The organism is Sneathia sanguinegens, assembly GCF_001517935.1.
Classification (GTDB): Bacteria; Fusobacteriota; Fusobacteriia; order Fusobacteriales; family Leptotrichiaceae; genus Sneathia; species Sneathia sanguinegens.
This window is the reverse complement of sequence record NZ_LOQF01000004.1, coordinates 80,745-101,990: the sequence shown is the minus strand read 5'-3', so window position 1 is coordinate 101,990 and position 21,246 is coordinate 80,745. Positions and strand designations below refer to the sequence as shown.

At 26.6% G+C, this 21,246-nt stretch carries 19 protein-coding genes; 3 read left to right on the top strand and 16 right to left on the bottom strand.

The features are described from left to right. Positions 1–17: 17 nt before the first annotated feature. The 10 genes from AWT65_RS02990 to AWT65_RS02945 are packed head-to-tail and all read right to left on the bottom strand — an operon-like array spanning position 18 to position 11,002. Positions 18–773: a pseudouridine synthase gene (locus AWT65_RS02990; protein WP_066729221.1), complete on the bottom strand. Its 756-nt coding sequence runs from the start codon at positions 771–773 to the stop codon at positions 18–20. 3 nt (positions 774–776) lie between these two features. Next, the gene (rodA, locus tag AWT65_RS02985; protein WP_066729220.1) at positions 777–1,871 is read right to left on the bottom strand and encodes a rod shape-determining protein RodA; all 1,095 of its coding nucleotides are present in this window, start codon (positions 1,869–1,871) and stop codon (positions 777–779) included. After that, on the bottom strand, positions 1,861–2,415 hold the full coding sequence (locus tag AWT65_RS02980; protein WP_066729217.1) for a CvpA family protein: 555 nt from the start codon (positions 2,413–2,415) through the stop codon (positions 1,861–1,863). Before AWT65_RS02980 ends, rodA begins: the two co-directional genes overlap by 11 nt. Further along, positions 2,405–3,445 (bottom strand): alanine racemase, encoded by a 1,041-nt coding sequence (gene alr, locus AWT65_RS02975; protein ID WP_066729216.1) that lies wholly within the window; start codon positions 3,443–3,445, stop codon positions 2,405–2,407. The genes AWT65_RS02980 and alr overlap by 11 nt, the downstream gene beginning before the upstream one ends. Further along, positions 3,435–4,064 (bottom strand): (d)CMP kinase, encoded by a 630-nt coding sequence (cmk, locus tag AWT65_RS02970; RefSeq protein ID WP_066729215.1) that lies wholly within the window; start codon positions 4,062–4,064, stop codon positions 3,435–3,437. Before cmk ends, alr begins: the two co-directional genes overlap by 11 nt. Next, positions 4,061–4,840, bottom strand: coding sequence for a TIGR00282 family metallophosphoesterase (locus AWT65_RS02965; protein WP_066729213.1), 780 nt, complete (start codon positions 4,838–4,840; stop codon positions 4,061–4,063). The genes cmk and AWT65_RS02965 overlap by 4 nt, the downstream gene beginning before the upstream one ends. 39 nt (positions 4,841–4,879) lie before the next feature. After that, positions 4,880–6,466 carry a ribonuclease Y gene (rny, locus tag AWT65_RS02960; protein ID WP_066729211.1) on the bottom strand — a complete coding sequence of 529 codons (1,587 nt, stop codon included), beginning with the start codon at positions 6,464–6,466 and terminating at the stop codon, positions 4,880–4,882. A 12-nt stretch (positions 6,467–6,478) separates the two neighbouring features. Further along, positions 6,479–6,862 carry a hypothetical protein gene (locus tag AWT65_RS02955; RefSeq protein WP_066729210.1) on the bottom strand — a complete coding sequence of 128 codons (384 nt, stop codon included), beginning with the start codon at positions 6,860–6,862 and terminating at the stop codon, positions 6,479–6,481. A 55-nt stretch (positions 6,863–6,917) separates the two neighbouring features. Beyond that, complete coding sequence (locus AWT65_RS02950) at positions 6,918–9,899, bottom strand: DNA polymerase III subunit alpha (protein ID WP_066729209.1); 2,982 nt, start codon at positions 9,897–9,899, stop codon at positions 6,918–6,920. Beyond that, positions 9,899–11,002 carry a cysteine desulfurase family protein gene (locus AWT65_RS02945; RefSeq protein ID WP_066729207.1) on the bottom strand — a complete coding sequence of 368 codons (1,104 nt, stop codon included), beginning with the start codon at positions 11,000–11,002 and terminating at the stop codon, positions 9,899–9,901. The genes AWT65_RS02950 and AWT65_RS02945 overlap by 1 nt, the downstream gene beginning before the upstream one ends. Before the next feature lie 99 nt (positions 11,003–11,101). On the opposite strand from AWT65_RS02945, the gene pth reads away from it, so the two are divergent. From pth to AWT65_RS02930, 3 genes are read left to right on the top strand one after another with little or no spacing between them, the layout of a single operon-like run. After that, positions 11,102–11,671, top strand: a complete 570-nt coding sequence (gene pth, locus AWT65_RS02940; protein ID WP_066729205.1) for an aminoacyl-tRNA hydrolase — start codon at positions 11,102–11,104, stop codon at positions 11,669–11,671. A 38-nt stretch (positions 11,672–11,709) separates the two neighbouring features. Continuing rightward, the gene (locus AWT65_RS02935; protein ID WP_066729204.1) at positions 11,710–13,335 is read left to right on the top strand and encodes a Na/Pi cotransporter family protein; all 1,626 of its coding nucleotides are present in this window, start codon (positions 11,710–11,712) and stop codon (positions 13,333–13,335) included. Between the two features lie 11 nt (positions 13,336–13,346). Next, the gene (locus AWT65_RS02930) at positions 13,347–14,771 is read left to right on the top strand and encodes a leucyl aminopeptidase (RefSeq protein ID WP_066729202.1); all 1,425 of its coding nucleotides are present in this window, start codon (positions 13,347–13,349) and stop codon (positions 14,769–14,771) included. 29 nt (positions 14,772–14,800) lie between these two features. Here the strand turns inward: AWT65_RS02930 and trxA are convergent, their stop codons facing one another. From trxA to hemW, 6 genes are read right to left on the bottom strand one after another with little or no spacing between them, the layout of a single operon-like run. Further along, positions 14,801–15,133: a thioredoxin gene (trxA, locus tag AWT65_RS02925; protein ID WP_066729200.1), complete on the bottom strand. Its 333-nt coding sequence runs from the start codon at positions 15,131–15,133 to the stop codon at positions 14,801–14,803. Between the two features lie 10 nt (positions 15,134–15,143). Further along, positions 15,144–16,472, bottom strand: a complete 1,329-nt coding sequence (gene nox / locus AWT65_RS02920; protein ID WP_066729197.1) for a H2O-forming NADH oxidase — start codon at positions 16,470–16,472, stop codon at positions 15,144–15,146. A gap of 41 nt (positions 16,473–16,513) precedes the next feature. Further along, positions 16,514–17,461, bottom strand: coding sequence for a tRNA dihydrouridine(20/20a) synthase DusA (dusA, locus tag AWT65_RS02915; RefSeq protein ID WP_232292785.1), 948 nt, complete (start codon positions 17,459–17,461; stop codon positions 16,514–16,516). Further along, entirely contained in the window at positions 17,458–18,663 is a 1,206-nt protein-coding gene (locus AWT65_RS02910) for a replication-associated recombination protein A (RefSeq protein ID WP_066729196.1), read from the bottom strand. Before AWT65_RS02910 ends, dusA begins: the two co-directional genes overlap by 4 nt. 1 nt (position 18,664) lies before the next feature. Beyond that, positions 18,665–20,137 carry a 4-alpha-glucanotransferase gene (gene malQ / locus AWT65_RS02905; RefSeq protein WP_066729194.1) on the bottom strand — a complete coding sequence of 491 codons (1,473 nt, stop codon included), beginning with the start codon at positions 20,135–20,137 and terminating at the stop codon, positions 18,665–18,667. 22 nt (positions 20,138–20,159) lie between these two features. Continuing rightward, positions 20,160–21,245 carry a radical SAM family heme chaperone HemW gene (gene hemW, locus AWT65_RS02900; RefSeq protein WP_066729191.1) on the bottom strand — a complete coding sequence of 362 codons (1,086 nt, stop codon included), beginning with the start codon at positions 21,243–21,245 and terminating at the stop codon, positions 20,160–20,162. Between the last annotated feature and the right edge of the window lies 1 nt (position 21,246).

The following is a 21,246-nucleotide window of genomic DNA, read 5'->3' as shown; positions in this document are numbered from 1 at the left end:
GCCGAAAGGCTTTTTTTTTATATTTCAAATTTATATTCATCAAATTCTATTCTTTTACACTCAAGTTGTAATTTTGCTTCTTTAGGATATGTTCCATACTTATCATCTCCTACAATAGCTAAGCCTAAATTTGCTAATTGTATCCTTATTTGATGTTTTCTACCTGTTATAAGTTCCACTCTAAAAGTTATATTTTTTTCAGTTAAATGTATAACCTTATACTTACTAATAGCTTTTTGTCCATTTATTTCTGTTTTTAATTCAAATTCTTCATTTAATTTATATTTATTATTATTCAAACAGATAGCTTCATATATTTTTTTAACCTTATGTTCTCTTATTAAATTTGTTATATGTCTTAAACTAACTTGATTTTTACAAGCTATTACAAGACCACTCGTTTTTTTATCTAATCTATTTGCAAAATTTATATTGAATATCTCTGCTAAACCTTTTTTTGTACCTGTTCCCTTATGCATTGCAAGTCCCTTTGGTTTATTAATTATTAAATATTTATCATCTTCAAAAAAAATTAAATTAGCATATTCTCTATTTAACTTTTTTTCTTTTATTTCTTCATAAAATAAATTATTTACACTAACTTCATCATTCAAATTCAATCTGTAATCTTGCTTTACTTTTTTATTATTTACCCTAACATCTCCCTGTCTTATTGCCTTAAATATTTCAGATAATTTATTATTTTTGCATCTTTTTTTTAAAAATCTATCTAATCTTACATTTTCATTTTCTTTATCAATTATTATTTTCAATTCTTACTCCGAATTCATTTTTATACTTTCAACCAATGCTATCAACATAAATGCTGTCAAATATGAACTTCCACCGTAGCTTAAGAATAATAAGGTTTTACCTGTAACTGGTATAAGCCCCAAAGTCATTCCAATATTTACTATTGTATGACCTAAAAATATTCCAACTACTCCATAAATTATTATTCTACCATAATCATCATCAACTAGCCTACTAATTTTTAGCATATTATATATCAATAAAAAGTAGAGCAATATCACAAATGAAGATCCAACAAAACCTAATTCCTCAGAAATAACTGAAAATATGAAATCAGTTTGTGGTTCAGGTAAAAATTTTAATCTACTTTGACTACCATTTAATATACCTGTCCCTATAAAACCTCCAGAACCTATTGATATTTTTGATTGTGTTACATGCCAACCTTTATTTTTAACATCTTTTTCTGGATTAAGAAAAACTTCTATACGAGTTTTTTGATAATCATCCAAAGCAAAATGATATATTGGATACGCTGAAATAAGAGCTATTATTGCAATATATATCAAAGGTTTAATATTAGCTTCATTTAGAAATAATACACATATATATGAGAAAATAATAATCAATGTATTACCCAAATCTGGTTGGAATAAAATTAAAAATACCAAGGGTGTAATCCATAAAAATACCTTTATTATATCTAATAAATTATTAATACCCTTCCTAAATTTTGAAATTATAACATAGGATAAAACTAATATAACTATTATTTTTACAAATTCTGAAGGTTGAATTTGCAAACTACCTATAGTTATCCATCTCTGTGCTCCTAATGTTTTTTTACCAGCAAATCTCACTATCAAAAGAACAATTATACCTAAACCATAAAGATACCAAATATATTTCTTTGTTAATCTATAGTCTATTATTCCTGATAATACAATAATTAAAGTACCTATTAATATCCATATTATATTTTGCTTTACATATCTCATGGATCTTGTAGCACTATATATAAATAATGTACTTATCGTTACTAAAGTATAGACTATAATTAAAAGAGATTTATCAATTTTTGAAAATCTTTTTTTTATTTCAATTATATTAATCTTCATTTGTTTTTACACCTTTTTTTAATTCATAATAAATATCTTCCCTAGTTTTTATTTCCTTATTTTTAAAGTTAAAATCATCTAATTTTGTTTGTATAGTTTCAGGAAAATATTTATTAAAACCTTGACCTTGTAAAGAAATATAGTGAACAACCTTACTTGTTTCTAATATTGACTTTATACTTTCATTACTTTGTAAAAATAGCATTACAATAAGTATCATATATGTTATACACAAGGCTTGAACAAGACCAAGAATTCCACCTACAATTTTATTAACTCCACCTAAGTGCACTGCATTTATAAATTTTTCTATAAAATAAACAATTAAATTTATTATTGTATAGAGCACAATAAAGGATATAATATAAATAAGTATTTTACTTTCTGTTTTTAAAACTTCTCCAACAATTTTTGAAATATATGGTATAAAAAATATAGCTAATAAAAAATTACATATTTTAAATATCATATATATTGCACCTTTTCTAAAAGCTCTAATTATTAATATAGCAAAAAGAATAATACAAAATATATCAAAACTCATCCTTTTCACCCCTATATTCTTTTGAACTTCTTGAAGTATTTCTACAGAAAATTTCATATGTTATTGTCTTACATTGTTTTGCAAGTTCTTGTATTGATATATGTTCTCCATATATTTCAACAAAATCTCCTACTTTTATATTTTCATCAGCCTTTATCATAAACTGATCCATGCAAATATTTCCAATAATATTATATAATTTTCCTTTACAATACACTTTTGCATTATTTGATACTTCTCTAGGTAAACCATCTGCATAGCCACAAGAAACTGTTGCAATAATATCTCCTTTTTTAGCTACATAAGTATTTCCGTAGCCTATAAAGCTATCTTCTTCTAATTTCTTTATATAACTTACCCTTGCATAAAAACTCATAGTAGGTTTAAATAAGCCAGTGTCATCTCCACCATATAACATTATTCCTACACGATATAATGTATAAATTGGATCTTTTTCATATTTAATAGTTCCATAACTATTCAAAGCATGCACATATTTAACCTTATATTTTTTAGCTATACTTAAAAATTTATTCAATTGTTTATGACTAAAATCTGGATCAACATCAGCTACTGATAAATGGGTAAATAAGCCAATAGGTTTATATTTTTCTAATACCTTTTTCACATCTTCTGCATTAAAGCCTATTCTTCCCATTCCTGTATCAAAAGCAATGTGATATAGGGCTTTAGGACAATTTTTATTTATATATTCTAATTCAAAAAAACTTGTTACACAAAAATGTATCTTCTTTTCTTCTAAATCTTTAAAATTTTCACATTCTGTAGGCCCTAATATTAATATATTAATAGGTAAATTTAATTTATATACTTGTATAGCTTCTTCATAAGTTGCAACTGCAAACCATTTTACACCTTGCTTGTAACAGAATCTAACTACTTTATCATAACCATGACCATAAGCATTTGCTTTAACTACTAGCATTAATTTTTCAATAGGTACAAATTCCAAAATTTTATTTATATTATATTTCATATTATTAAAATCAATAATTTGTTTACAACGCATTAGCCTCACCTTTTATTATATCCAACATTTTATTTACAACTTCTTTTTCTGTCATATTAGTTGTATCTATGATTATAGCATCTTTTGCTATTTTTAAGGGTGAATTTTCCCTAGTACTATCCTGATAATCCCTTTTTTTCATATCCTCTAATAGAACTTCAAAATCAACCTTATTATTTTCCAAATATCTTCTTTTTGCCCTTTGTTCAAGACTAGCTGTTAAATAAAATTTGTAATCTGCATTTGGAAATACTACGGTAGTAATATCTCTTCCATCTAAAATAATAGATTTTTCTTTTCCTAATTTTCTTTGTTCTTCTACCATATATTCTCTAACTTCTTTTAATTTTGAAATGTCTGAAGCCATTTTGGCAATATCATTTTCTCTTATTAGCTTACTTACATCCCTACCATTTAAATAAAAGATATTCTTTTCTTGTTTTATATTAATATTTTTTAGAATTTCTTTTCTAAATTCCAAATTATTTTCTTTTAAATATAGAGCTAAAATCCTATACATAGCTCCTGTGTCAATATAGCTAATTCCTAATATTTCAGCTATTTTCTTAGATATTGTACTCTTACCACTTCCAGATGGTCCATCTACTGCTATTATCATACTTCATCATATCCCATATTTAATCTATCAATTTTTAAACATTTAAAACTTTTATCATCTATTTCAACTTCTATACCATTAATTCTTAGCCCTTCTTCACAGGGAACATATCTTTCTGAAAAACCTGTTTTAAGTCTTTTTAAACTTTCTCTTTTATTCATACCTAAAACTCCATCATGCCCACCTGTCATTCCTATATCAGTTATAAAGCCAGTCTTACCTGCTAATATCTTATTATCTGCGGTTTGAGTATGTGTATGTGTTCCATATATAACTGTTGCAAGACCTACTAAATTCCAGCCCATAGCTTGTTTTTCAGAAGTTGCTTCAGCATGAAAATCTACTATTAAAATATCACTTTCTTTTTTTAATTTTGGTGCTAATTCATCTATCTTAAGAAAAGGACAAGATATTGGTTGCATAAATACCTTACCTTGTAAATTAACAACTGCTATTTTTACACCTTTTTTATTGACAATAACATAGCCATTACCTGCATTTTCAGGATGATAATTATATGGTCTTATTATTCTACTATTTTCATTTAAATATGAATATATTTCTTTTCTATCATATGTATGATTTCCCAAAGTAATTACATCTACACCTTTTGAAAAAAATTGTTCAGCTATTTTAGGTGTAATTCCAAAACCTGCTGCAGCATTTTCACCATTTACGATTATAAAATCATAGTTTTGTTTTCTTTTTTCTAAAAATTTAAAAAGTATTTCTCGTCCAGGCTTTCCTACGACATCGCCTATCATTAAAAATTTCATTTTCCCTCCAAAAAATAGCAGTCTATATGACTGCTCCTTTTATTTTGCATATTCTATAGCTCTTGTTTCCCTTACAACTGTAACTTTTATTTGCCCTGGATATTGCATTTTTTCTTCTATTTCCTTTGCTATATCCCTTGATAAAATAACAGCCTTATCATCATCTATTTTTTCGGGACTAACTATTAATCTTAATTCTCTTCCTGCTTGTATAGCATATGAATTTTCAATTCCTTCGTGTGAATTTGCAATTTCTTCTAATTGTTCTAATCTCTTCAAGTAATTAGTTAAAGTTTCTCTTCTTGCACCAGGTCTTGATGCTGATATAGCATCTGCTGCTTGAACAATTACTGCTTCAACACTCATTTGTTCTACTTCATCATGATGTGATTCTACTGCATTAATTACTATTTCATTTTCCTTAGAAAATTTTCTTAAAAATTCAGCTCCATTTAATGCATGTGAACCTTCTTGTTCATGTGAAAAAGCCTTACCTATATCATGAAATAAACCACCTCTTTTAGCATAGTTTACATTTGCTCCAACTTCAGCAGCTATAGCACCTGCTAAATGAGCAACTTCAACACAGTGTTGTAAGACATTTTGCCCAAATGATGTTCTATATTTTAATCTACCTAAGACTTTTAAAACTTCTTTTGGTAAAGTAGGTATACCTACTTCAAGTATAGCTTGTTCTGCAGCATCATACATAGCTTGCTCTACTTCTGATGCAGCCTTATCAACTAATTCTTCTATTTTTGTAGGATGTATTCTTCCATCTTGTATTAATTTTTCAAGTGCTATTTTTGCTACTTCTCTTCTAACACCATCAAATGATGATAAAACTACTGCTTCAGGTGTATCATCTATTATCAAATCAACTCCTGTAGCTGCTTCTATAGCTCTAATATTTCTTCCTTCTTTACCTATTATTCTACCCTTCATTTCTTCACTAGGTAATTCTACAACTGTAATTGTAGCATCTACAACGAAATCAGAAGCTGATTTATTAATCGCTGTTGATAGTATTCTTTTAGCTATTTTATCTTTTTCTCTATCCAAATTATATTCATAGTCCTTTATTTTCAACGCTTTATCATGTGTTAATTCTTCATCAAGATTTGATAAAATTATGTCTTTTGCTTCTTCTTTAGTTAATTCAGCTATTTTTTCTAATTCTTTTTCTTGGCTACCTATTAATGTTTCTAATTCGTCTTGTTTTTTAACTAAAAGTTCCTTTTGTTTTTCTAATTTAGCCTCTTTTTCTTCTATTTTTTGATTTTTATAATCTAAATTTTCTTCTTTTTTTGAAATTCTTGTTTCCTTTAAAGTTATTTCTTGCTTCATTAACTTTATTTCTTCATCTGCTTCTCTTTTCGTATTTAAAAGTTCTTCCTTAACTTTTATTATTTCTTCTTTCCTAAAAGCTTCTATGTCTCTTTCTACTTCCTTTTTTGTAGTAGTATATTTTCTTTTAGCATCAACTATTTTCAATTCTAGTTCACTAAATTCTCCATATTTTTTTACGAATTTATTTTTTATATAATTGAAAGATACAAAAAAAGCAATAAGAAATATAAAAGCAAAAAATACTATGGCTATTGCTAATATTAAATAGCTACTCATATATTCTCCTTTCTAATTTTGTCTTTCATAAATATTAGAAATCTTCCACATATTTTCAACTTTAACCCAGATGACATCAAAATAAGCACTTTCTGTTCCATAAGTAAGAATTAAAAGTGTACTTATTTCTTTGTTACTATTTATTTTTATTTCATTTGTTGGTATAAATATAAATAAATCTGTTAATTCAATTTTATCAATATTTTTTAATATTAGATTATTCTTCAAACTATTTATGAAAAACTTATGTATATTTTTTTTATTATTTGTCTTGACTGTAGATAAAAATTCTATTTTGCTTTTCTCAAATGAAGCACTAACTTCTGAAGTATTTATTTTATCTATTGTTGTACAAGCACATAATGATAATATAGTTGATATTATTATTTTTTTCATAATACCTCCACTTTATATTAAGTTTAACATATTTTCCATTTTTTTTCAATTGATTTTACTTAGCTTTCACACTAATTGACAAATGTTTTTTCCCAACAATATTTATTAATTTTTTTATTTTTTCTTCAGTCAAATCAAAATATATATTATGCTTCATAAATAATTTTTTCTTATTCAAATAAAATTGTACTTTAGCAAAGCCACCACTAGCTCTTATCAAATTTTTTAAATCTTTTTTCTGAGCTTCACTTAAATCATCTAATAAAATATTTAAGTAACTTGGACTATATTTATTTAAATCTCTTAATTTTATCTTTCTCTTATTTTCTAGTATAATTTCATATTCATTTTCATAGCAAACCTTATTTACTAGAATATCAACTAAATCATTTTTAGGTTGGCTAAAACTTAAGCCTAATGAAGTTCTTTCCATTTCTACTAATTCTTTTATACTATCTTTTTTTAAACCTTCTTTTTCATAAGTAACTCTTGCATCATTCATAAAAATAGGATTTAAGACATTGTCTTGTCTTAAGCTATTTTCCTTTGCTAATTTAAGTAACTTGCTTGAATTTTCAATAAGTTCTTTTCTTGATATTTCAAATTCATCTAAGGTCCCAGCTTTTACTAAAGTTTCAAATTGATTTTTAGTAAATGAATATTTTTGCATTCTAGTTAAAAAATCTATAATATCTTTATATAGTCCATTTTTTTCTCTTTCTTCAACTATATCCTTTGCCAAATTAATTGAAATATTACTAATGCTATAAAGAGCATATCTTATTTTATCAGCTTCAATTTTAAAATATACATCTGATTTATTTATACTTGGTTTAATAAGGTAATTCAACTCTTCATTATATCTTTCAATTTTATCATGTGTACCTATCTGAACATTTAATAAACTACATAAATATTCTTTTTTATAGTAAGTTTTAAAATAAGCTGTATAATATGAAAGCATGGCATAAGCTATGGAATGTGACTTATTAAATCCATATTCACCAAATTTTTCTATTTGTGAATAAAGCTTTTCTACCTTATCTTTTGCATAACCTCTTTTTATAGAAGAAGTTATAAATCTATTCTTATACTCTTCTAATATTTCTTGCTTCTTTTTACTTATAGCCTTTCTTAAATCATCTGCTTCATTTAAATTAAAGCCTGCTATTTTTCTTGCAATTAACATTACCTGTTCTTGATAAATTATCATTCCATAAGTATTTTCTAAAATAGGCTTAAGATCTTCAAAAAGATATCTCACTTCTTTTTTATTATTTTTTATATCAATAATATCTTCTACCATACCACTTTTTAAAGGCCCTGGTCTATATAAAGCTAGCACAGCTGATATATCTTCAAATTTATTAATCTTAAATTTTTTTATTAATTTGGTTATACCCGGAGCTTCAACTTGAAATATTCCTAAAGTTTTTCCCTCGTTATATAAGTCAAAAACTTTTTTATCTAAAAAACTTATTTCATCCAATTTAATTTTTGTTAGTTTAGATACCCTACTTAAAATATCTAAATTTAATAAAGATAAAAAATCCATCTTAAGTAAGCCCATTTTTTCTAATTCTTCCATTTGATATTGAGTTATATTTATATTAAGAGCTTCAACTTTATTAATTGGAACAAAATCAGTTAATTTTTCATCTGATATAATAATACCGGAAGCATGTATAGAGCTATGTCTTACATTATTAATTAGTTTAGAAACTATCTTTTTTAAAAAAACTTCTTTTTCATTACAATTAAATATTCTACATAAGTCTTTATACAATTGTTTTTCTTTAAAAGTTGAAAAAGTTATTATATTCGCTACATGTTCTTGACCATATTTTTCCATAACATATTGCACAACTTTTTCTTTTTTATCTGTTTCAAAATCAAGATCTATATCTGGCAAATTTTTTCTTGCAATATTTAAAAATCTTTCAAACATTAATTCATATTTTATAGGGTCTACTTTTGTTATATCTAACAAATAAGCAACTATACTACCAGCTGCTGACCCCCTTCCTGGTCCTATTAAAATATCATTTTTTCTTGCAAAATTTACTATATCATAGACAATGATAAAGTAAGAATTAAAGCCAATTTTATCTATAATTTCTAATTCATAATCAAGTCTTTTTTTAGCCTCTGCATTAGCTGCATACTTTTTTTCTAAATTAGAATAGACCAATTCTTTCAAATATTCTTTTTCTGATATTTTTAGATTTAATTTTGGTAATCTTACTTTTGAAAATTTTAATTCTAAACTTGAACTTTTTGCAATTAACTCTGTATTATTTATAGCCTTAATAACAAAGTCTTTTTTTAGACCCTGTAAATTTTTTAATATTTCTTCTTCACTTTTAAAATATAGGTCTACTTGTTTATAATATCTTTGGACTTTATTTATATTAATATTATCCCTTATTGCTGATACTATTTTCTGTAATTTATAGTCTTCTTTTTCTACATAGTAGGTATCATTAACTGCAACAGGTTCTAAATCATATTCTAGAGCTAATTCTTGATAAAATAATAGTACATTTTGAGGTATAGAAAAACAAGGTAATTCTAAATAAAATTTATTGAAAATTTTCTTATATTCTTCTATTAATTTTTTCGCTTCTGCATATTCTAAATTTGAAATGAACTCATAAAGTTCTGAATTAATAGAACCTAGTAATATTGTGATATTTTCAAATTTATTTATATCTGTTATATCAACTACACCTTTTTTTGTATAGCTTAAACTGCTTAAATTAACTAAATCTTTATACCCTGCTTCACCTTTTGCATAGACTGTTATTACATATTTACCCTCTTTTTTTAATCCATAAACATAGAGGTCTAGTCCTGCAACAAATTCTAGGCCAAATTTTTTACACAAATTATACATTTTCATAGTAGCATACATATTATTATCACAAAGTCCCAAATATTTACTTTCAGTACTTTTAGCCTTTTTTATATAGTCTTCTACTTTTGCTACTCCTTCAAGCAAACTATAATCCGTATGTAATTTAAGATTAACAAACATTATATTTTCTCCAAACAATCAACAAAATAATCAATTTCTTCCTTAGTATTATATATCCCAAGAGAAATTCTTATAGATGATTTTGCTTCCTTTTCACTCAAACCCATTGCTAATAAAATGGGAGAAGCTGATATACTCCCTGACATACAAGCAGAACCACCACTAACCATTATTCCCTTCATATCTAATAAAGGTAATAGCATTTGTATATCTTTATCTTTTATTTGAATATTTAATATTCCTGATATCCTATTTTCTCCATTTATAACATACTTGTCTTTTAATTTACTTAATAAATATTTTGTTAAATCTTCTATATATTTGCCTTCTTCTTTCATATTTTTATAGGCTAATTCCAATGCATATGAACTAGCTAAAATCCCATTCAAATTTTCTGTACCAGCCCTTTTATTTCTTTCTTGAGGTCCTCCAAAAATTTGCTTTTCTATAGCTATATCATTTTTTAGATAAAGTATTCCTACACCCTTAGGTCCATAAAACTTATGTGCTGAAGCTGTCATACTATCTATTCCTAATAAATATGGATCTATTTCTATTTTTCCAATTAATTGAGTTGCATCCACATGAAAATATATATCCCTATCTTTTAAAAGCATAGCTAATTCTGCTATAGGTTGTTTTGTACCTGTCTCATTATTAACTGCCATAACACTTACTAAAGCTGTATTTTTATTAATATATTTTTTTAAATCTTCTAAATCAATTTGTCCATTTTTTAAAATTTTAACATAGTGTACTATGTAGCCCTCATTTTCTAATTGATTAAGAACTTTAAGTACACTAGAATGTTCTAAATACGAACTAATTATTTCCTTTTTCTCACTTTTTTCCATAATACCTTTCAGTGCTAAATTATTTGCTTCAGTAGCTCCCGAAGTAAATATAATATCTTGACTTTTTACATTTAATAAATTCGCAATATTTGATCTAGCCTTTTCTAGCATTACCCTTGCTTCTCTACCCAAAGTATGTACTGATGAAGGATTAGCATAATATTTTTCACAAGTTGTAAAAAAATATTCTAAAACTTCTTTTCTCATTTTTGTAGTTGCAGCATTATCAAAATATATCTTATTATTCATGATTTAAACTCCTAATTATCTAATTTCTATGCTTATTATATCATATTTTAAAATTGAAAAGTAGACTTATTATATGCTATAATACACTAGGTGATTTTAATGAAATTAATCGTTGGTTTAGGTAATCCTGGAGATGAATACTCTAATACTAGACACAATCTTGGCTTTATAATTTTAGATAATTATTTGAATTATAGAAATTTACATACTTTCAAATCTAATTTTAATTCTAATTTTATAAAAGATAATGACATTTTTTTTCAAAAGCCTCTAACATATATGAATAATTCTGGTCAAGCTATTAGCGAATTAATGAAATATTATAAGATAAAACCAGAAGATCTTTATGTCATTTATGACGATATGGATATGGAAGTTGGAAAAATACGAATAAAAAATAATGGTTCTTCTGGTGGCCATAATGGTATAAAATCTATAATCGCTCATTGTGGTGATAATTTTAATAGAATAAAAGTGGGTATAGGTCATAAAAAGGCTGAAGCTATAGGTCATGTACTTGGAAAATTTTCAACTGAAGAATTAGAAATTATTCAAGCAAAATTTAACTTATTCAATTCTTTAATAAATGACATAATAAATGATATGAGCTTTGAAAAATTAAGAAATAAATATAGTGGAAAGGGTTTTAATGAGAAAAAGAAAAAATAACACGCAAAGCCTGATTTTAAAAAAGAGGGTGGAAATAAATGGACTATAAGATAGCATTATTTCAATTTTTTGGAGGACTTGGAATTTTTCTATTTAGTATTAAATACATGGGTGATGGTCTTCAAATGTCCGCTGGTGATAGATTAAGAAATTTATTAGATAAGTATACGACCAATCCTTTTCTAGGTGTTTTAACTGGTATACTTGTAACAATTTTATTACAATCTAGTTCTGGTACTACTGTAATAGTTGTTGGTTTAGTAGGTGCAGGTTTACTTAATTTAAAGCAAGCCATTGGTATAGTAATGGGTGCAAATATAGGAACTACACTTACAACTTTTATTATAGGATTTAACCTATCTAAATTTTCATTACCCATATTATTTATAGGTGCTGCCCTTTTATTTTTTACAAAAAAAGCTACTTTAAATAATATAGGTCGTATAGTTTATGGTTTTGGAGGAATATTCTTTGCATTAACTCTTATGTCATCTGCCATGCAACCTTTAAAATATGAACCTTGGTTCACTCAATTAATGATAGATTTAGGAAAAAATTCTGTTTTAGGTGTTTTCATAGGTACTTTACTTACTATGATGATACAGGCATCTTCAGCAACCATAAGTATCCTACAAAATCTTTATTCCGAACATATTATAACCCTTAAGGCTACTTTACCTGTCTTATTTGGTGATAATATAGGTACTACAATAACAGCAATCTTAGCTTGTATTGGTGCTAATAGATCAGCAAAAAGAGTTGCTTTATCGCATGTATTATTCAATGTTATTGGTACAGTGGTATTCTCAATATTTTTAACACCTTTTACTAATTTAATAATCTTTATTGAGCAATTATTTAAATTACCACCTAAATTAACAATAGCTTTGGCTCATGCAACTTTTAATGGAACTAATACCTTAATTTTATTTCCATTCATAGGTTCTCTTGCCTTTATTGTTACCAAAATCATTCCATATAATGAAGATGAAGAAACATACAAGCCTAAATTTTTAGATGAAATGCTTATACATAATGCTCCTTCTGTAGCTATAGGTCAAGCAAAAAAAGAATTATCTGTTATGCTTAGAAAAGCTACTGAAAATTTAGTTAGAGCTGTTAATTATTTCGAAAATAGAGATGGAGCTGTTGGTGAAAAAGTAGCTATAAAAGAAGAAGAAATTAATAATCTTGATAGAGCTATTAATAATTATTTAACTGCACTATTCCATGAACATTTAGCACATACAGATAGTGAAATTGGATCTAACCTAATGGATATTTCAAGAGACATAGAGCGTATAGGTGATCATGCAATGTCATTAGTTAGAGATGTTGATTATCAAATTAAAAAGCAAATGCTCTTTTCTCAAGAAGCTAAAAACGAAGTTATAGGTTTAGCTAATATAACCAATGAAATGTTATCTACAAGCTTAGAAGCTTTTAATAATAATGATAAAATAAAAGCTATCGAAGCTCTTGACCTACATAATTCTATTTACACTTATGAAAAAAAGGCAAGAAAAAGACATATTGCTAGACTTAAAAATGGTAATTGTGAAATTAAAACTGGCTTATACTATGTAGATATTATTTGCCATTTTACAAGAATTTGCGATCATGCAAGAAATGTAGTTGAAAAAATAATAAATGAACAAATTTAATGGAGGTATATATGAAATTTAATTTAAACAAAAAAACTGGCTTAACAATAGAATTATTCTTTGAAGGTCACGATTGTGATTGTAAATACTATAATCAATTAAAAGAAAAGAAAATATTTGAAGGTAAATTTAAACAAGTTTATGTAGATATTTTTGAAAATTTTGCCTTTGTAGGTTTAGGTAAAAAATCTGAACTTACTTTGAATAAGATTCGTGAAGCTTTCTTTGATTTAGCAAAGAATTTACAAGCAAATAATATTTCTGAAGTGCAACTAGAACTTGAAAAAATAGAAGGTTTTTGTACTGCAAAAGTAACTTCTGCAATAGTTGAAGGTTTCAAACAAGCTGAATATAGCTTTGATAGATTCCTAAAGGATAAAAAAGAACATAAAGAATTTGTGCTTAATTGCTCTTTAAATATTGAAGCTGAAAAATTAGAAAAAGTTCAAAAAAGTGTTAATGAAACTTTAAGTCTACTTGATTCTGTTTTCTTAACAAGAGATTTGGTTAATTTGCCTTCTAACTATATTTATCCTGAATCTTTAGCTCTTCGTGCTAAAGAAGAACTAGAAAAAGTTGGTGCAAAAGTTACAATTTATGGTAAGGCTGAAGCTGAAAAAATGGGTCTACATGCTTTTTTAGCTGTAGGTAGCGGTTCAGATAGAGAACCAAAATTCATTGTTATGGAATATTCTAACAAACCTGATACTGAAGAAAAACTTGCTTTAGTTGGTAAAGGAATAACATATGATTCTGGTGGTTATTCATTAAAACCAAGTGATGGTATGAAGACTATGTTCTGTGATATGGGTGGTGCTGGTACAGTAATAGGTACTATACATGCTATTGCAAAAGCTAAACTTAATATTAATGTAGTTGGAGTAGTTGCTGCTTGTGAAAATGCCTTATCTGGTCATTCATATAAACCAGGGGATATTATTAGTAGCTTAGCTGGTAAAACAATAGAAGTAGATAATACTGATGCTGAAGGAAGAGTTACACTTGCTGATTCAGTATACTATGCTTCAACTGTTATGAAAGCAACTAAAGTTATTGACCTAGCTACACTAACTGGTGCTTGTATGGTTGCATTAGGTGAAGTTTATACTGGTGCTGTAACAAATAATCAAACTTTCTTTGATAATTTAAAAGAAGCATCAAAAGAAGCTGGAGAAAAAATTTGGCAATTACCTTATGATAGTGAATATGCAAAATTAAACAAATCAAGAGTAGCAGATATTAAAAATACTGGTGGTAGATTAGGAGGAGCTATAACTGCAGGTATGTTTGTTGGAGAATTTAATAATAATCTTCCTTGGATACATTTAGATATTGCTGGAACAGCTTATTTATCTTCTGCATATAGTTACTTACCTACTGGTGCAACTGGTATACATGTAAAAACTTTATATAATTTAGCTAAATCAATGCAATAAAAAAGAAGACTTTTGTCTTCTTTTTTTTATTATTTTGTTGCTTTAAGAACTTCTTCATTTAATTGTTCTTTTGATCTTCCACCTATCAATGTTTCAACAGGTTTACCATCTTTGAATATAACAAGAGTTGGTATACTTCTAACTCCATAAAAAGCAGCTATGTCTGCATATTTATCAACATCTGCCTTTACTATCTTATAATCTACTTCCATTGATAATTCATCTAAGACTGGTCCTAATGCTCTACATGGTCCACACCATGTTGCAAAGAAATCAACTACTGTAACTCCTTCTTTTGATACTACTGTATCTAATAAAGAATCAACTAAATTTTCTCCTTCATAATGTACAACTTTACTCATTTTTTCCTCCTTATTTTGCAGATAATGCTGCCATTGTAATATAGTTATATGGTTGGTTAAAGTGAGGTAAGAAGAATATATCTAATAATTTAAATTTATCTATAGTTATTCCTTCTTGTATTGCTAATGAGAATACATGTATACCCATTGAAATATCATATTTAGACGCAATTTGTGCACCTATTATTCTTCTACTTTCCTTTTCATAAACTATCTTAATCATAACCTTTTCATTCTTACTTTCCATAAAGCCTGGTTTTTGTAAATCTGAAAAACTTGTTGATAAAACATCAATTCCTAATGATTTAGCTTTTTCTTCTGTTAAACCTGTTGATACCATATTTAAACCATAAATTGAAATTCCATTTGAACCTTGAACTCCTATAGATTCTAATTTTGTACCACAAGCATTATGAGCTGCTATTATTCCAGATCTAACAGCATTAGTTGCTAATGCAATATAATTAATATCTCTTATTGCATTGTCATATATAGTTGCACAATCACCAATTGCATATACATCTTTTTGGCTAGTTTCTTGACATCTATTTACCTTATATGCATTTTTGAATAATTCTAATTTATCTTTTAATAAGTCTGTATTAGGTCTAAATCCAACACATAAAATTACCATATCTGTCTTAATTTCACCCTTATTAGTTTTAACTGCTTCAACCTTAGTTTTTCCTAAAATAGCTTCTAATTTTTCTCCATAATGTGTTTTAATTCCATGTTCAACGATAACTTTATTCATTTCTTCTCTGAATTCTTTATCATAATATGTTGATAAACACATATCTTGTGCATCTAATAAGGCAACTTCTTTACCTATTCTCTTAAATGCTTCTGCTAATTCAACACCAATATACCCAGCTCCAACTACTGTAACATGTTTTATATCATCGTGACTTAATTTTTCAATAACTTCTTTTGCATTTTGGAATAATTTAACAAATTGTACATTTTCCAATTCCTTACCTTTAACATTTAAGCTTATTGGTAATGATCCTGTAGAAACTATTAATTTATCATATTTTTCTTCATATTTTGAACCATCTTTAGCAGTTGCATAAACAATTTTCTTTTCAAAGTCAACATCTGTAACTTCTGTTTCCATATGTATTGTTGCACCTTTTGATTCAAATATTTCTTTTGAACAATAGAATAAACCATCAGATCCTGAAATTTGTCTTCCTATCCATAGTGCCATTCCACAACCTAGAAAACTTATATTGCTATTTCTTTCAAATACAACTACTTCTGCATTTTTATAATTATCCAATATTGTATTAATTGCTGCAGTACCAGCGTGATTTGCTCCTATAACAACGATTTTCATAAAATTTTACCTCCATATATACATAATACTTTACAAAATTATTATAGCACATTATTTAATTTTTTCAAGAATTGTTTTATATCTTCTATTTCTATCCTTGTGTTTGCTGCTATATTCTTCCATATTTTACTATATTTTGTATTGTAAAATAGACCTAGAGTGTGCATTGTAAAGTGATATATACTATCATCAGTATTTTTTTCTAAATATTCTATCATATTTTCTAAAATTTGGCTTCTTGTTATATTTTCACTATTGAATAATAAGGGGTTATCATAACTAGCCCTACCTATCATAACTGAATCAACATATTTCAATTGTTCTTTTACAGCTTCTAAATTCTTAATCCCACCATTTATTTCTATATTATATTTAGGTCTTTCTTTTTTTAATTTATATACCATATTATAGTCTAATTCTGGTATAGTTCTATTTTCACTTGGACTAAGTCCTTTCAAAATAGCTATTCTTGCATGTATTATATTTTTATCTACTCCACTATCATGTAATTTATCCACAAAATTAAGTAAATATTCATAACCCATATATTTTTTATCATTTTCCAAAACACCCGTTCCATCTATCCCAATACGATGTTTAACTGTAATAGGCTTTTTACAAATATCTTTTAAAATTTTCACCATATTACAAAGTAAGTCTGGCTCTGACATTAAGTATGCCCCCATTTTATTATCTGAAACTCTATTAGATGGGCATCCAGCATTAATATTAATTTCATCAAAAGGATAGTTCTTAAGAATTTCTGCTGCTTGTCTTGTATATTCAATTGATGAACTTGCTAATTGAACTACTAGCTTATGTTCATTTTCTGAAATTTTCAATAATTTTTCTCTATTTCCATTAATTATTGCTTGAGCTGTATACATTTCTGTATATAGGGTAGATTTTTTATTAAATAGTCTAATAAATTGTCTAAAGTTATATGTTGTCCTATCTACCATAGGTGCTATACTCATTTTTTCTATCAATTTTCTTCCTTTATTTTATCCCAAAAGTCTTTTAATTTTTTTTCAAATTTATTATCTGCACTATTATAAAACTTAATATATTTTTCCATATATTTTTGTTTAATATAGTGGTTAGTATAATCATGAGGATAAATATATTTATTACTTCCTAATTTTGTTAAATGAACTGGAACTTTTTGTACACCATTTTCTTTAATATGCTCTAATGCCTTATTTATTGCCATATATGCACTATTACTTTTAGGAGATAGTGCAAGATAAATAACACATTCAGCAAGTATTATTCTAGCTTCAGGCATACCAATTTCTTCAATTGCCTTCATTGTAGAAACTGCCACATTAAGTGCCTGTACATTAGCTAAACCAACATCTTCTGAAGCTAAAATTACAAGTCTTCTTGCTATATATTTAATATCTTCTCCTGCATCTAGCATAGTTGCTAACCAATATATAGCTGCATTTTCGTCACTACCTCTTATACTTTTTATTAATGCCGATATTCTATCATATTTATCACTAGCATCATATCTTTGTTGAATATTTATTCCATTTTTAACCATTTCTAAATCTGTTTGTTCTATTAATTCTAAAACATTAAGTGCTGTTCTTGCATCTCCATCTGCTATTGATAAAATATATTTTGTAACTTCTTCATCAATATTTATTGAAAATTTATCACAAACTTTCTTTAATATTTTCCTAATATCTTCATCTTTTAACTTTTCAAATTTTAATACAATACATCTAGATATTATTGCTTTATTTAATGTATAATACGGATTTTCAGTAGTAGCACCAATCAAAATTATTTCTCCTTCTTCTATATCTTGAAGCAAAGAATCTTGTTGTGCCTTATTAAATCTATGAATTTCATCAAATAAAAGTATAGTCTTTTTCCCTGTTGCTGCCATATAGTCCTTAGCTCTTTTGCTAACTTCCTTTATACTTGAAACCCCGCATTTTATCGCATTTAAATATTCAAAATTATAGTTCATTTCTTTTGCAATTATCTTAGACAATGTTGTTTTACCACAACCTGAAGGCCCATATATTAGCATATTAACTAACTTTTTCTTTTCTATCATTTTTTGTATAATCTGTATTGAAAAAGTTTGACCTACAAAGTCTTCAAGCTTTGTAGGTCTTGCTCTATATGCCAATGGCTTTATTTCTTCATTATGAAATATTCCTAATTGATCCATTTTATCTACCATATAATTCTGTTATATGAGCAATAGCATCAGCTAACTCATCTGTTAAAACATTTTCTCTTAATTTAAATTGCCAATTTCCAACTGCTACTCCTGGAGTATTCATTCTTGTATCACTACCATAACACAAATAATCTTGTATAGGTATAATACTATATTTTGCTACACTTCTATGTGCTAATCTAATCAAACTCCAACAAATTCCATTATCATCTGGAGTATCAACATAGTCACGAACTAATGATCTTTCATAATCATTTAATGAATTATACCAACCTTGAGTTGTATCATTATCGTGTGTTCCTGTATATACTACACAATTTTTGTCATAATTATGTGGTAAATATACATTTTCAGGGTCATCATCAAAGGCAAATTGAAGTATTTTCATACCTGGATATGAAGTTTCCTTAACCAAGTCTATATCTTCTTGTTCTAAATTTCCTAAATCTTCTGCAATAATTTTTAAATTAGGATAAGTACTTTCTATTGATTTGAATAAATCTATACCAGGTCCTTTAACCCATTTACCATTAATTGCTGTTTCTTCTCCATAAGGGATTTCCCAATATGCACGAAAGCCTCTGAAATGATCAATTCTTATTATATCACATAATTTTAAATTAGCTTTTATTCTATCTTTCCACCAACTATAGTCATGTCTTTTTAATGTTCTCCAATTATATAACGGATTTCCCCATAATTGACCTGTAGAACTGAAATAATCAGGCGGAACTCCTGCAACACAACAAGGTTTTCTATCTTTGTCGAATAAAAATATTTCTGGATGTGACCATGCATCTGCTGAGTCGAATGAAACAAAAATAGGTATATCCCCTATAATTTCAATTCCTCTTTCATTTGCATATTCCTTTATTTCTTTCCATTGTTTGAAGAATAAAAATTGTATAAATTTTTGTGTATCTATTTCTTTTTCAAGCAACTTTTTGTATTTCTTTATAGCTAATTTTCTTCTAAGTCTAATGTCATCTGGCCAAACATCCCATGATCCACCATTAAAATGATATTTTAATGCCATGAAAAGTGCATAATCTTCTAACCAATCTTCATTTTCAACTTTAAATTCTTCAAATTCATCTTTTAGTATATCTTTTTTATCATATGCCTTAATTAAAATTGGATTTTTAATATTATATAGCTTTCCATAATCTATTATCAATTCATTAGTTCTCATTGCTTGAATATCTTCATACTCTAAAAGACCTAAATCTACAAGATTTTCAAGATCAATTAAATATGGATTCCCAGCAAAAGCAGAAAAACATTGATAAGGAGAATCTCCAAATCCTGTTGGTCCTAATGGGAAAATTTGCCATAATTTTTGTTTTGCTCTAACCAAAAAATCAACAAATTCTTTACATTTTTTCCCTAAAGTTCCTATACCATATTCAGATGGTAAAGAAATAGGTTGCATTAAAATACCAGCTTTTCTTTCAGTTTTCATACTAACACCTTCTTTTTTTTATTTATATCAATTCTAAAATAACACTATCTGCCAATAGAAGTCCTTGCCTTGTTAGAAAAATTCTATTTTCTTTTTTTCTTAATAAGCCCCGTTTTATTAGACTTTCTATCTTTTTTTTATCTTCAACAAAATATTTAGCTCCCTCTGTTAATTTTCTAAGTCCCACTATATATTCTAATTCTTTCAAATCTTTTTTTTCAACATTTTCTATTGTATATTTATTTATAGGTATAAGGTGCTCATCTATTTTTTTATAATATTCTAATAATTTTCTCTCTTTTTCATATCTTTGACCTTTATAATAGCTTGTTGCACTTATTCCTACTCCTATATATTCCTTATTTTCCCAATATTTCATATTATGTCTTCCATATTTTTTATTTAAACAAAAACTAGATATTTCATAATGTTCATATCCTAATTTTTTTAAATTATCTATGACATATTCATACATATTGGCTTCTAAATCTTCATCTAATTTTTCTATTTTTTTCTCTTTTAACAATTTAGAAAATCTTGATTTTTCTTCCCAAATTAAAGAATATATAGAAATATGATCTGGCTTTAATTTTGCTATCATCTGTATATCATATTGTAATTGTTCCATTGTTTGACCTGGTATGGCAAAAATTAAATCTATAGATATATTATCAAAACCTACCTTTCTTGCATTATAGAAAGTTTCAAGATTATCTTTTACACAATGTTCTCTATTCATTAATTTAAGTATAGATTCATTAAAACTTTGCATACCTATGCTTAGTCTATTAATACCCATTTCCCTTATTTTTTTTAATTTAACTATATCCATATTAGTTGGATTAAGTTCTAAGGTAATTTCACTTATTTTTGTAAATTTTAATTTGCTAAGAATTCTTTTTAATTGATCTACGCTCAAGACTGAAGGGGTTCCACCTCCAAAATAAATAGTGTCATAAACTATATTTAAATCATATAGTTCTATTTCTTTTATTAGATATTGTGTATATTTTTCATATTGATTTTTCATATTAGTTAAAATATAGAAATCACAATAAGAACACTTTTTATTGCAAAAAGGAATGTGTATATATATACTATCAACCATA